Raw genomic sequence first — 13,026 nt, 5'->3', positions numbered from 1 at the left:
CCGAGACAGCTTTCACAGCGCCCCCCCCCGCGCCGCCTGACCCCTCCCCCCGTCTCGCGCCGGCCGCCCCCCCGGCCCCGCCCGCCATTCCGCGGCACGACCGGCGGGCGGAGCGCGTGGTTGTAGTTGCTGGCCATCGAGCGGCAGTACGCGCCGGTGGCGGGCACCGCGAGCAGGTCGCCGGGGGCCAGGTCGGCGGGGAGGAACGCGTCCCGCACGACGATGTCGCCGCTCTCGCAGTGCTTGCCGACGACGCGGGTCAGCATCGCCTCCGCGTCGGAGGAACGCGAGACGAGCGCCACGCTGTACTCGGCGTCGTAGAGAGCCGTGCGGATGTTGTCGGACATGCCACCGTCCACACTGACATACGTACGGAGCCCTTCGAGCGGCTTGATCGTGCCGACCTCGTACAGCGTGAAGGCCGTGGGGCCCACGATGGCGCGGCCCGGTTCGACGGAGATACGCGGCGTACGGAGCCCGGCCGCCTCACACTCACGGGTGACGATGGCGGTGAGCGCCCTGGCGATGTCGTGCGGCTCGCGCGGGTCGTCCTCGGAGGTGTACGCGATTCCGAGGCCGCCGCCGAGGTCGATCTCGGGGAGTTCCACGCCGTGTTCGTCGCGCACCTCGGCGAGGAGCTGGACGACGCGGCGGGCGGAGACCTCGAAGCCCGCCATGTCGAAGATCTGCGAGCCGATGTGGGAGTGGACGCCGATCAGTTCGAGGCCGTCGAGCTTGAGGGCCCGGCGGACGGCCTCGGCGGCCTGTCCGTCGGCGAGCGCGATGCCGAACTTCTGGTCCTCGTGGGCGGTGGCGATGAACTCGTGCGTGTGCGCCTCCACGCCGACCGTGACCCGGATCTGCACGGGCTGGCGCCTGCCGAGCCGCTGCGCGACGTGGGCGACGCGCACGATCTCCTGGAAGGAGTCGAGGACGATCCTGCCGACCCCGGCGGTGACGGCGCGCTCGATCTCCTCGGTGGACTTGTTGTTGCCGTGGAAGGCGATGCGCTCGGCGGGCATGCCCGCCGAGAGGGCGGTGGCCAGCTCGCCGCCGGAGCAGACGTCGAGGTTGAGCCCTTCCTCGTGGAGCCAGCGCACGACCGCGCGGGAGAGGAACGCCTTGCCGGCGTAGAAGACGTCCGCGTCCGTGCCGAAGGCGTCGGCCCAGGCGCGGCAGCGGGCGCGGAAGTCGGCCTCGTCGAGGAAGTACGCGGGGGTGCCGAACTCCTCGGCCAGCTTGGTCACTTCGATCCCCGCGAGGGTCACCACGCCGTCCTCGCCGCGGCGCACCGTCCGCGACCAGACCTTCTCGTCCAGGGCGTTGAGGTCGGCGGCGGGGGCGGTGTAGTGGCCCTCGGGGAGCACGTCGGCGTGGCGGGGGCCTGCGGGGTGTGCGGAACGGCTCATGTGCGTGGCTCTCTTGGCTTCTTCTCAGAGGTGTGCGGAACGGTCACGGATGCTCCGTTCACAGGTGTTCCGGGGCATCGACGCCGAGCAGGGACAGGCCGCCGGCCAGCACCGTCCCGGTGGCTTCGGCGAGCGCGAGCCGGGACCGGTGGGCGGCCGAGGGTTTCTCGTCGCCGAGGGGCAGCGGGGGGCAGGTCTCCTGGAAGCGCAGGTACGTGTCCGCGAGGTGTTCGAGGTGGCGGGCGAGCCGGTCGGGGGCGCGCAGCCGGGCGGCGGCGGCGAGGACGGCGGGGTGGTCGCCGAGCAGGGCGAGGAGGGCGGTGGCGGGGTCCTCGGTGAGCGTGCCGGCGGTCTCCGCCGGGGTGAGGGAGAGCTGCCGGGCGGCGCGCGCGGCGGCGCGCGTGCGGGCGTACGCGTAGCGCACGAGGAAGAGGCCGTTGCTCTCGCGCTGGACGAGCAGTGTGCGGGCGGCCTCGCCGTCGGTGTACGGCCGGTCGTGCGCGGCGGGCCGCAGCAGCGCCCAGTGTGCGGCGTCGGGCCCGAGCCGGGCGTACAGCTCGTCGGCGGTGGCGGCCGGGGTGACGGGGACCGGGTGCGGCGTCTCGGCGGCGCCGGGGACGACGGCGGCCTCGGCGCCCTGGGTACGGAGCAGCGCCACGGCCGTACGGGTCCACAGGGCGGCCCGCGGCTCCTCGGCGTGCGCCAGGGCGACGGTGGTCCCGGCGAGGGCGTCTCCGTGTCCGTAGCGCGTCCCGGCGTGCCGGATCGTACGGAGGAGACCGGTGCGGGCGTCGGCGCGGCTGTGGGCGGCGAGGGTGAAGTTCAGGAAGCCGGGTCCGGTGATCTCGACGCGTTCGATGGCGGATCCGGGCGTGGTGCGCAGCAGGGTGGTGCGCAGGATCTCGGCGACCTCGCGGGGCGGGCGTCCGGCGGGGCCCGCGAGCCGGAGCGCGACGTTGGTGGCGTAGTCGCCCCGGCCGCCGGGGCGGGGCCGGTCGACGGCGACCCGTTCGGGCACGGGCCCCGGCAGGGCGTCGTCCTCGACCGCGCGGCACACGGCGTGCAGCACGGTTCGGGAGAGCTCTGCGGGGGTCACGGGTCCAGCGTAGGCGAGGGAGGGGGGCTGCCCGCCAACCGGTTTCGCGATGCGGTCAGCCCAGGGTGCGGCCCGCGTGCCCGGCACCGTGCCTCCCGTCGAGGGAGGGCGGTCCCTCCTGGTGGCGCAGACGGCGTACGAGGCGGACCAGGTCGGCCGGTTCGAAGGGCTTGGCGAGGAAGCCGTCCACGCCCGCGGCGGTGCCGGTGTCCGTCTCGTACTGCGTACAGGCGCTGACGATCGCGATCGGCACCGGGCTGGTGCGGGGGTCGGCGCGCAGCCGGGCGGCGGTGCGCAGGCCGTCGAGGCGCGGCATGACCACGTCGAGGGTGATGACGTCGGGGGCGACCTCGTGGACCACGTCCAGGCATTCGGCACCGTCGGCCGCGGTCACGACCTCGAAGCCCTCAAGTTCGAGATTGACCCTGATCAGTTGCCTGATGACCCTGTTGTCGTCGACAACGAGCACCCGGCCGGACGCTCCAGACACAACTCGAGAGTAGGTCCGAAGCCGGTGCCGCGTCCGGGTTTTGCCGACTTCCGCCCCGCCCCGCGCCCGGCTCGTTCCCGCCTCGCGCCCGCCTCGCGGGGTGAACGGTGGTCAACCCGCGTACGCCCCCTAGAGTCATGGTCCATGGAGCAGAACGAAGTCGTCCTCAGGGCCATCGGCATTCTCACGCAGTCCGCGGAGTGGATCCGCACGGCCGACCGTGACGCGGAGGCGGGCGAGGGGGTCGGGGCTGAGCCGGTCGCCGGGGCGGAGGGCGTCGAGAGCGGGGCGGGGCAGATCGGTTCGCTGCTCGCCGAGGTGTTCCCGTCGTTCACGGTCTCCTCGGAGGCCACCCCGCTGGAGGCGGCCCATTCGGTGACGGAGGCGGCGCTGCCGCCGATCATGCAGCTCATCGGGGCGTTCACCTTCGTCTTCACCGAGCTGGCCCGGGTCCATGACGCCGGGCGTACGGACGTCACCTCGGAGGAGCTGCTGCGGGAGCTGGCGCTGCGGATGTCCCGCCCGGACGACGCGGAGTAGCGGGGCGCGTCTACGGCTTCCCGGCGCGGGGCAGCAGCGCCGTCGCCGCCAGGGGGATCGCCGCGAGGATCAGCCACGGAACCGCCGCCGGGAGGTCCGCGTCGAGGAGGGAGCCGGTGGCCGCGCTGCCGACGAGGACGGTCAGGCCGGAGACGGAGGACAGCGCTCCGACGTAGAGGCCCAGCCGGCCGGGTGCGGCGAGGTCGGGGACCCAGGCGCGGGCGGCCGGGGCTATCAGCATCTGGCCGAGGGTAAGCAGGGCGACGAAGCCCGCGACCGGGGCCAGTCCCGCGGTGCCGGTCAGGCCGGCGGGGCGGGCCGCCGCCACGACGGCGAAGCCGGCCGACAGCAGGACCAGGCCCGCCGTCATGGAGCGGCGCAGGTCGAGCCGGTCGCCGGCCCAGCGGGTGACGGGGAGCTGCGCGGTGACGACGAGCAGCGAGGAGAGCGCGAAGAGCCAGGCCAGCGGCGCCTGGGAGCCCGCGGCGCGCTCCACCTCGGCCGGGACGGCCAGATAGAGCTGGTTGTACGCGAGGAGGTACGTCCCGTACGCCAGGCAGAGCGCGAGGAAGCGCCGGTTGCCGAGGAGGCCGCGTACGCCGCCGGGGCCCCGGGTGGGCGTGCGGCCGGGTATGTGCTGCGGCAGCAGCCGCCAGTGGCCCGCCAGGACGAGCAGGAAGATCACGGATCCGGCGAGGCAGACCGTACGGAAGTCCGCCTCCAGCAGCAGGGCGCCGAGCAGCGGTCCGACGAAGGCGCCCGCCTGTCCGGCCATGGTGAACAGCGCCAGTACGCCGGTACGGGGGCCGTCGCCCGCCTCCTCCCGGGCCACGGCCTGGCGGGCCACCTCGGACTCGACGGCGGGTGAGAACAGGGCGGCGGCGAAGCCGACGAGCAGGACGGCGGCGATGACCGACCAGGGCCGTTCGGCGAAGCCCAGCCAGGTGAATCCGGCGATGCGCAGCCCGCACCCCGCCAGCACCACGGGGCGTATCCCGTACCGGTCGGCGAGCGCGCCGCCGACGACGAACAGCCCCTGCTGGCTGAAGGTGCGCAGCCCCAGGACGAGGCCGACCAGCCAGCCCGCCAGGCCGACGGCGCCGCCGAGGTGGTCGGAGAGGAAGGGCAGAACGGCGAAGAAGCCGACGTTGAAGGCGAGTTGCGTGAGGATCAGCAGGCGCAGGAGCGGGCCGAGTCCGCCCCAGACGCCGAACGCCGACCGGAACCGGGCGCCGCGTCGGGGCACGGGTCCTCCCGGCCGGGGCCGCGCCGCCGTCTCCGCCTCCGCCATCAGGTCCCCTCGGGGGCGGCGCTCAGGAACGCGTCCCCCGGGGCGGTCCCGGCCTCGGCCGTCGTCCGGGCCGCGCGCCGGGGGCCCCGTGCCCCGCCCGTCGCCGACACGGCGAGCGCGCCCAGCAGGGCCAGGACGGCGGCCGGTGCGAACACCGCCCAGGGCGCGCGCTCCGCGTACGGCAGGTTCTCGGCGAGCAGCAGGCCCCACTCGGGGGACGGCGGCTGCGCGCCCAGCCCGAGGAAGCCCAGGGAGGCCAGGGCGAGCGCGACGGCGGGCAGCCGGACCAGCGCGTGCCGGGTCACCGGCGGCAGGACGGCGGGCAGCAGTTCACGGCGGAGCAGATGGAGCGGGCCCGCGCCGAGCGCGCGGGTGGCGGCCACGTGGGTGGTGGCGCGTTCCTGGAGGAGCAGCGCGGAGGCGTGCGCGGCCAGCGGCGCCCAGGCGACCGCGGCCACCGCGAGCGCCGGGGTGGCCGGGCCGCCGCCCGCGACCCCGGCGACGAGGAGCCCGGCGAGGACCGGCGGCACCGCGTTGACGGTGTCGACGGCCGGTCCCGACACCTTCGGTACGAGCCCGAGCAGCACGCCCAGGAGGAGCGCGGCGGCGCTGACCGCCAGCGCGAGGGCGAGGGTGGTGAGCGCGCCGTGGCCGATCCGCGCCAGGATGTCGCGGCCGAGGGCGTCCGTGCCGAAGGGGTGCGCCCAGGACGGTGCCCGGAGCCGGGCCGCGGGGTCCAGCGCCAGTGGGTCGCGGGTGAGCCCGGCCCCGACGGTGCCGAGCAGCAGCGCGCCGTACACCAGCGGCAGCGCGCGGCCCGCCGGGCGCGGGGGCCGGTGCGGGGCCTGGAGCGCGCCGTCGCGCAGCGCGGGGCCGAGCATGAGGTGGGCCGTGGAGCGCGCGAGGCCGCCCGCCGCGGCGGCGAGCAGGAGCAGGGCGAGGGTGCCCGCCTGGAGCACCGGCAGGTCCTGGGCGATCGCGGCTTCGAGGGTGAGCCGGCCGAGGCCCGGGATGTCGAAGATCTGCTCCACCGCGACCGAGCCGCCGGTGAGGCCGACGACGAACAGGCCCAGGTTGGGCAGGAGTCCGGGCAGGCAGCGGCGCAGCGCCTGCCGGGCGATCCGGTGGCCGGGGATGCCGCGCGCCGCCGCGGCGAGCGCCCACGGTTCGGCGAAGGCGCCGGGCAGCGCGTCGTCCAGGATCCGGCCGAGCAGCGCGCCGGCGGGCAGGCCGAGGGCGAGCGCGGGCAGCACCAGCCAGGCGGGTCCGTACCAGCCGAGCGCGGGGAGCCACCCGAGCTGTACGCCGACCACGGTGGCCAGGACGGACGCGGTCAGGAACTCGGGGAGCGCGGCGAGCATCGCGGACGCTCCCCCGGCGCGCGGCGCGCCGGGCCCGCGCCGCGCACCGCGCCGGAGCGTACGGGCGCAGACGGCCCCGGCGGTGGCGAGGGCGACGGCCATCGCGGTGGCCATGAGCAGGAGGGAGGCGCCCGTCGCCTGGACGACGGAGGGCAGGACGGCGGATCCGGAGATCCAGGACTCGCCCGCGTCCCCGCGCGCCAGCCCGCCGAGCCACTGTCCGAGGAGGTGGCCGGGGCCCGCGCCGAGGCCGAGCTGGTCGCGTACCGCGTCGAGGGCCTCCGTAGTGGGGTCGCGCTCCGCGGAGCGCGCCTTGAGCACGGTCAGCGCGGGGTCGGTGCGCGAGAGCCAGGGCAGCAGGCCGACGGCGCAGAGCAGGGCGCCCGCGAGCGCCGCGCGCCACAGGACGGTGAGGCCGGGGGGCGCCGCGAAGGACGCGCGTCCGGCCGGGGGGCGGTTCATACGGGCCGTCCGCTCAGCGCCGGGTGCCGGGGGCGACGACGGCGCGCTCGTACGGGTCGAGCAGCACGCCCCGTACGGAGGTGGCGACGCCGACGACGTTGCGCTGGTGGACCAGGGGGACGACCGCGTCCGTGCCGAGGATCCGCGCCTCGGCGGCCAGCACGGCGCGGCGTCGCTCCTCCGGGTCCGCGACCCGGTCGGCGGCGGTGACGGCCCGGTCCACGGCCCGGTCGCAGAGCAGCGCCAGGTTGTAGGTGCCGTCGCAGGTGTAGTCGGAGGCGAGGACGGAGACGGGGTCGCCGGTGTCGAGCATGGTGTTGCGCGCGCCGACGAACGCGTCGAACTTCCCGGCCAGCGCGTCGCTCTCGATCCGCGAGGACTCCCGCACGGTCAGCTTGACGGTGAAGCCGGCCTTCTCCAGTTGCTGTTGGAGGACCTGGGCGACCTCGGGCAGCTCGGGCCGGTTGTCGTAGGTGGCGAGGGAGACGGTGGCGCCCTCGATCTGCGCGGCGGTGGCCGGCTCCGCGCGTCCGACGGGCGGGCGGCGCAGGCCCTGCGCCCAGTTCAGGGCGGGGCCGAAGACGCCCTGGCCGGGGTCGGCGTACCCCTCGTAGACGTTCTTGGCGAGGACGGAGGTGTCGACGGCGCCGCGGGCGGCGGCCCGTATCGCGGGATCGGCGAAGACACCGGAACGGGTGTTGAGGAAGAGGCTGGTGGTGCGGGCGGTGGGCACTTCGCGCGCGGCGCCCCGGGGCAGGGAGGCGGCCTGCGAGACCGGTACGGCCTCGGTGATGTCCTCCTCGCCGGTGCGCAGGGCGTTGGCGCGCGCGGTGCCGTCGGCGATGAACTTGGCGTCGATGCCGGACGCGTGGGCCCGGCCGCCCCAGTAGTCGTCGAAGCGGTCGAGGGTGGCGGAGGCGGAGCCGTTGACCTTGGTGAGGGTGAACGGGCCGGTGGCGTGGCCGACCGGGTCGGGTGCGGCGGCCTTCCCGGCCGCCTGCTTCTTCCCGTACGCCTTCGGGGAGAGGACGGCCAGGCTCGGTCCGGCCAGCCGCAGCGGCAGTACGGGGTCGGCGGTCGCGGTCGTGACGCGGACCGTACGGTCGCCGGAGGCGCGGGCGGTGAGCCGCACGCCCGCGAGCGCGGTGGGGGCGGGAGCGGCCTCGGTGGCGTGGGTGAGGGCGGCGGCGACCGCGTCGGCGGTGACGGGCGCCCCGTCCTGGAAGGTGGCGTCGCGCAGGGTGAAGAGCCAACTGCGGCCGTTCTCCCGGCGCCAGGACTCGGCGAGCGCGGGCGAGGCGGCCCCGTTGCCGTCCAGCCGGGTCAGCCCCTCGGTGACGCCGAGCCGGCTGAGGAGGGTGGCGTCGGCGCCGTACGGGGAGAAGTTCTCGGAGGGCGGGAAGGCCAGGGCGATCCGCAGCCGCGCGCCGTCGGACGCGCCGGATCCCGGCGCGCCCGAGGAGCCGCCCTGGGTGGCGAAGCAGCCGGTGAGCAGCGGGGCGAGCAGGGGTGCGAGCAGCAGACCGGCGGCCGGGCGGCGGCGGTGGGCAGGGCGCATGGTCCTCGTTCTCTACGCGGTGAGCAGCCTGGTGCGGATCCCTCGGGCAAGGGCGAACGAAAGGTTACATGACAATCGTTTTCAGCCTGCCGCTCATAAGGCTTCGGAGTCATGGGGCTTCAGATCAGGGGGACTTCGAAGTGGACGACGCTCCCGGTGCCGCCGGGGACGCCGGGAGCCCCCTCCGCGCTCTCCCGTTCGTCGCAGACCACTTTCCCGAGCGACCGCCAGAACGGCTCGGCGCCGGTGACCGCCGGGTCGGTGTGCAGATAGACCGAGGAGTAGCCGCCGTCCGCCGCGGCGAAGTCCAGCAGCTCGCGCACGAGCGCGCGGGCGAGCCCCTGGCGCCGGTGGGCGGGGTGTACGTACACCCGGCGGAGCTGGGCGGTCTCCCCGGAGGGGTAGCGCTCCGCGAGCCAGCGGGGGTTGGGGGGATGTGCCGGTCCCCGGGAGTCGAGGGCCGCGGTGGCGACGACGGTCGGCGCGCCGTCCCCCTCCTCGCTTCCGCCTTCCTCCACGGCGACCAGCAGGGTGTGGCGCTCGGGGACGAGGTAGGCGGCCTCGATGTCGATGATGTCGCCGTGCCAGCGCGGCACATACCCCGAACGGAAGTCGTGGTAGACGGTGTCGAGCATCACGACGCGGGCGGCGTCGGCGTCCTCGGGGGTCGCGGTTCGAATGCGGTAGTTCGGCACTTGCGCATCATATGCAGTAAGCCTTCAGGGCCTGGCACCCGGGACAGGGCCCTCGCTCCCGGGCCCGGGAGGCCCGGCGCGAGGCACCTCCCGGCGCGAGGCACCCCCTACCCCGGCCCGGGGCAGCCTCGCCCCTCAGCCCCGGGGCACCGTGCCGAGGAACCGCACATGGGGGCGGCCCCCGGCGGCGTCCTGGGTGACCGCCGCCCGTACGCCGTAGACGTCCGCGATCAGCTCCTCGGTGATGACGTCGCCCGGCACGCCGCCCGCCACCGCGCGCCCCTCGCGCAGGACCACGACCTCGTCGCAGTACATCGCCGCGAGGTTGAGGTCGTGCAGGGCGATGACGGTGGTGACCGGGAGCGTGGCGACCAGGTTCAGCAGCTCCAGTTGGTGCTGGATGTCGAGGTGGTTGGTCGGCTCGTCCAGGAGGAGTTCGCGGGGGTCCTGGGCGAGGGCGCGGGCGATCTGGACGCGCTGGCGCTCGCCGCCCGACAGGGTGTGCCAGGACTGGTCGGCGCGGCCTGTCAGCGCGGTGCGGTCCAGGGCCGTCCGTACGGCGGCCTCGTCCTCGGCGGACGGCGCGGACCAGGCGCGGCGGTGCGGGACCCGGCCGAGGCGTACGACCTCGCGCACGCTCAGCTCGACCTGGGTGTCCGTCTGCTGCTCGACCACGGCGACCCGGCGCGCGACCGCCCTGCGGCCCACCTCGCCGAGCGTCCTGCCGTCGAGGGTGACGACGCCCGAGGTGGGCGCGAGGACACCGGAGAGCAGCCGCAGCAGGGTGGACTTGCCCGAGCCGTTCGGGCCCAGCAGCCCCACCGTGGCGCCGGGCGCGGGGGTGAGGGAGACCCCGTCGAGGACGAGACGGCCCCCGGCCGTACGGGAGACCCGCTCGGCGGTCAGACCGGGCGCGACCGTGGATGTCATCGTGGTGTCCTCCGGGTGCGGTGGAGGACCAGCACGAACGCCGGTACCCCGATGAGCGAGGTCACCACGCCGACCGGCACCTCCTGCGGGTCGAGCACCGTACGGGCCAGGGTGTCGACCCACACCAGGAAGACCGCCCCGGTCACCGCGGTCACCGGCAGGAGCCTGCTGTGCCCCGGGCCGACCAGCGCGCGGGCCGCGTGCGGCAGGACGAGCCCGACGAAGCCGATCGCGCCCGCCGAGGAGACCAGCGCGGCCGTCAGCAGCGCGGTGACACAGAGCAGGACCATGCGCGTACGGGCGACGGAGACGCCGAGGTGGCCCGCGGCGTCCTGCCCGAAGGCGAACGCGTCGAGCGTGCGCGCGTACCCGCCGCACACCAGCAGCGCCAGTACCAGGACGGCGCCGCAGACCTGGACATCGGTCCAGCCGGCGCCGCTGAGCGAGCCGAGCAGCCAGAACAGCACCCCGCGGGTGGTCTCCGCGTCGGCGGCGGTCATCACGACGAAGGAGGTGAGCGCCGAGAAGAGCTGCATCGCGGCGACCCCGGAGAGCACCACCCGGTCCGTCGTGCCGCCCAGGGTGTGGCTGAGCACCAGCACCATCGCGAACGAGCACAGCGCCCCGAGGAACGCCCCGCCCGAGATGGAGAGCGCCCCTCCCCCGGCGCCGAGCACCACCACCAGGACCGCGCCGGTGGACGCCCCCGAGGAGACGCCCAGCACGAAGGGGTCGGCGAGCGGGTTGCGCAGCAGGGACTGCATGATCGCGCCGCACACCGCGAGCCCGGCGCCGCACACCGCGGCGAGCAGGGTGCGCGGCAGCCGCAGGTTCCAGACGATGCCGTCGCGGATCGGGGTGAGCCGCGACTCGCCCCAGCCCAGATGCGCGGCGACGACCGACCAGACGTCGCCGACGCGGATGTCCGCAGGCCCGATGGTGATCGCCACGGCGACGGAGAGCGCGAGCGCGGCGAGGGCGCCGGCCCAGCCGGCCGGGCGGAGCCAGGCCGACGCCCGGATCCGGTGGAGCCGGCCGGCCGGGGGCGGGGCCCCGTCCGGCGCAGCGGGCGCCGTCCCGGACGCCTGCTCCGCCCCGGACGCCTGCTCCGTGGCGGTCACGCGGCGGGCGCGTGGGCGCGCAGCGCCGCCGCCACCCGCTCGACGCCCTCCACCGTCCGGATGCTCGGGTTCATCGCCTGGCCGCTGAGCCGGACGTACCGCCGGTGCTTCACCGCGTCCATGTTCCTGGTGGCCGGATTGGTCTCCAGGAACTCGATCTTCTTGGCGGCCGTCTCCGCCGTCTCCGACTTGCGCGACAGATCCCCGATCACCAGGAAGTCCGGATTCCGGTCGGCGACGGTCTCCCAGTTGATCTGGGGCCATTCGTCATGGGTGGAGTCGAAGACGTTCTCGGCGCCGAGGGTCCGCGTGATGATGCCGGGCGCTCCGCAGCAGCCGCCCATGTAGGGGGCCTCGGAGTTGGCGAACCAGTAGAGGAAGGTGGTGTCCTTCGCCTTCTCGGTGTCGATCCCGGCGACCGCCTTGTCCATCCGCTCCTTCAGGGACGTGACGAGGGCGGCACCGCGCTCCTCGACGCCGAACACCGCGGCCAGATCGCGGATCTCGCCGTAGATGTCCTCCATCGTCAGCGGTGTCGCGCGCGATCCGTCGGTGTCGCCGGTGTTGTCCTTGGCGCAGTCGGACGGGGAGACGTACGTCGGCACGCCCAGCTTCTCGAACTGCGCGCGGGTGGCCACGCCGCCCTTGCCCAGGGTCGATTCGAAGGAGGAGAGGACGAAGTCCGGCTCGGTGTCCAGGACCTTCTCGAAGGACGGGTTGTTGTCGGCCAGCCGCTCGACCTTGGCGTTCTCCTTCTCCAGCGCCCGGGGCAGCGGGTCGGTCCAGGTGGCGGTGCCGGCCATCCGGTCGCCGAGACCGAGGGAGAGCATGATCTCCGTGGTGCCCTGGTTGAGGGAGACGGCCCGTTGGGGCGGCGCGTCGACCCGTACCTTCTGACCGCAGTTGGTGACGGTACGGGGATAACCGGCGGCCCCGGAACCGGAACCCGACCCGGCGGCGCCGTCCTGGGTGGCGGTCGTCCCCTGCCCGCCGCAGCCGGTCAGCAGCAGGGCCCCGGCGAGGAGAAGCGTGGTACGGCGGGCAAGACGTGCGATCGGCACGGAGTCGTTCCTCTGCGTCGAGGGCCCATGCGCGGAGCCCGGTCGTACGGTGCTCCCCCGCCACGGGACGCGGACGGAGGCCGCCAGCAGGTCTTCGGACTCGGGGTCATCCGGACGGGAGCGCCTTCCCGGACTGCCGTCCAGTGGCCGATGCCCCGCCCGTCGCCCTCACCGCTGCGCGTCAGCTCCGGATTCGCACCGGATTCCCTGACCCACGTACATGGGTTCGACTGGCCTCGGCAAGCTATCACAGGCGGTTTTCCGCCCCCCTGCGGCACTTTCCGGCGCTTTCCGCCCGGCGGGCGGCCCGCACGGCGGACAATGGGGCATGGCCGAAACCACGCCCGTGAAGGTCGCCCTGATCGACGACCATCCCGTGGTCCTCGCGGGCATCGAGTCCTGGTACGCGGCCTCGGAGCGGCCGATCGCGGTGACCGCCAAGGGGCCCGGCCTGTCGGTGGCGACGAGCGGCCCCGGCCGGGACGCGGACGTGGTGGTGCTGGACCTCCAGCTCGCCCACGGCGTGCCCGCCTACCCCGAGCTGCGCCAACTCGTCGCGGGCGAACGGCAGGTCATCGTCTACACCATGCAGGACAGCCAGGAGACCGCGCTGACCTGTCTGGATCTGGGCGCGTTCACCTACCTCACGAAGGCCGAGGGCGAACGGCACCTCATGGCGGCGACGCTGGCGGCGGCCGACTGCCGCCCGTACACCCCGCCCGCGCTGGCCGGGGCGTTCGGCAGCGACGCGCGCAAGGGGCGGCCCACGCTGACCCCGCGCGAGGTGGAGGTGCTGCTGGAGTGGTTCCAGTCGGAGTCCAAGGCGATGGTCGGGGCGAGCCTGGGGCTCTCGGTCCGTACGGTGAACACCTATCTGGAGCGGGTCAGGATCAAGTACGCCAACGCGGGCCGGGGGGGGGGGGGGGGCGGGGGGCGGGGGGGGGGGGCGGGGAGCGCGAGTCTGGGGGGCGCAGCGGGGGAGAGGCGCTCGGCCCCGGGGCCGGGCGCGCGA

At 75.0% G+C, this 13,026-nt stretch carries 12 protein-coding genes and 1 riboswitch; of the genes, 2 read left to right on the top strand and 10 right to left on the bottom strand.

Features of this window, described 5'->3' with window-relative positions:
• The 3 genes from lysA to ACFXPK_RS06705 form a co-directional block, all read right to left on the bottom strand.
• On the bottom strand, positions 1-1,409 hold a 1,409-nt coding region (gene lysA / locus ACFXPK_RS06715; RefSeq protein ID WP_385072438.1), incomplete at its 3' end, for a diaminopimelate decarboxylase.
• 58 nt (positions 1,410-1,467) lie between these two features.
• On the bottom strand, positions 1,468-2,505 hold the full coding sequence (nrtL, locus tag ACFXPK_RS06710) for an ArgS-related anticodon-binding protein NrtL (protein ID WP_385072435.1): 1,038 nt from the start codon (positions 2,503-2,505) through the stop codon (positions 1,468-1,470).
• 55 nt (positions 2,506-2,560) lie between these two features.
• Positions 2,561-2,995 carry a response regulator gene (locus tag ACFXPK_RS06705; protein ID WP_384991433.1) on the bottom strand — a complete coding sequence of 145 codons (435 nt, stop codon included), beginning with the start codon at positions 2,993-2,995 and terminating at the stop codon, positions 2,561-2,563.
• A gap of 144 nt (positions 2,996-3,139) precedes the next feature.
• Between ACFXPK_RS06705 and ACFXPK_RS06700 the strand changes: the two genes are divergently transcribed.
• On the top strand, positions 3,140-3,535 hold the full coding sequence (locus tag ACFXPK_RS06700) for a hypothetical protein (RefSeq protein WP_385072432.1): 396 nt from the start codon (positions 3,140-3,142) through the stop codon (positions 3,533-3,535).
• 10 nt (positions 3,536-3,545) lie between these two features.
• Here ACFXPK_RS06700 and ACFXPK_RS06695 read toward each other — a convergent pair whose 3' ends face one another.
• The 7 genes from ACFXPK_RS06695 to ACFXPK_RS06665 form a co-directional block, all read right to left on the bottom strand.
• Entirely contained in the window at positions 3,546-4,826 is a 1,281-nt protein-coding gene (locus ACFXPK_RS06695) for an MDR family MFS transporter (protein ID WP_385072429.1), read from the bottom strand.
• Positions 4,826-6,649, bottom strand: a complete 1,824-nt coding sequence (locus ACFXPK_RS06690; RefSeq protein WP_385072426.1) for an ABC transporter permease subunit — start codon at positions 6,647-6,649, stop codon at positions 4,826-4,828. The genes ACFXPK_RS06695 and ACFXPK_RS06690 overlap by 1 nt, the downstream gene beginning before the upstream one ends.
• 13 nt (positions 6,650-6,662) lie before the next feature.
• Positions 6,663-8,207: an ABC transporter substrate-binding protein gene (locus ACFXPK_RS06685; protein ID WP_385072423.1), complete on the bottom strand. Its 1,545-nt coding sequence runs from the start codon at positions 8,205-8,207 to the stop codon at positions 6,663-6,665.
• 119 nt (positions 8,208-8,326) lie between these two features.
• Complete coding sequence (locus ACFXPK_RS06680; protein WP_384991419.1) at positions 8,327-8,902, bottom strand: GNAT family N-acetyltransferase; 576 nt, start codon at positions 8,900-8,902, stop codon at positions 8,327-8,329.
• A gap of 135 nt (positions 8,903-9,037) precedes the next feature.
• Positions 9,038-9,832, bottom strand: a complete 795-nt coding sequence (locus tag ACFXPK_RS06675) for an ABC transporter ATP-binding protein (RefSeq protein ID WP_384991416.1) — start codon at positions 9,830-9,832, stop codon at positions 9,038-9,040.
• A complete protein-coding gene (locus ACFXPK_RS06670) occupies positions 9,829-10,953 on the bottom strand; it encodes a FecCD family ABC transporter permease (RefSeq protein ID WP_385072420.1) in 1,125 nt (374 codons plus the stop codon). The genes ACFXPK_RS06675 and ACFXPK_RS06670 overlap by 4 nt, the downstream gene beginning before the upstream one ends.
• Positions 10,950-12,014 (bottom strand): ABC transporter substrate-binding protein, encoded by a 1,065-nt coding sequence (locus tag ACFXPK_RS06665; protein ID WP_385072417.1) that lies wholly within the window; start codon positions 12,012-12,014, stop codon positions 10,950-10,952. Before ACFXPK_RS06665 ends, ACFXPK_RS06670 begins: the two co-directional genes overlap by 4 nt.
• 67 nt (positions 12,015-12,081) lie before the next feature.
• A riboswitch (cobalamin riboswitch) is annotated at positions 12,082-12,264 on the bottom strand.
• Between the two features lie 78 nt (positions 12,265-12,342).
• Here ACFXPK_RS06665 and ACFXPK_RS06660 point away from each other — a divergent pair.
• Positions 12,343-13,026: DNA-binding response regulator (locus tag ACFXPK_RS06660; protein WP_385072415.1), on the top strand; the 684-nt coding region annotated here is incomplete at its 3' end.

It is taken from the genome of Streptomyces sp. NPDC059142, from assembly GCF_042755665.1.
Classification (GTDB): Bacteria; Actinomycetota; Actinomycetes; order Streptomycetales; family Streptomycetaceae; genus Streptomyces.
Note: the sequence above shows the minus strand (reverse complement) of the source record. Positions and strands in the feature narration are given on the sequence as shown.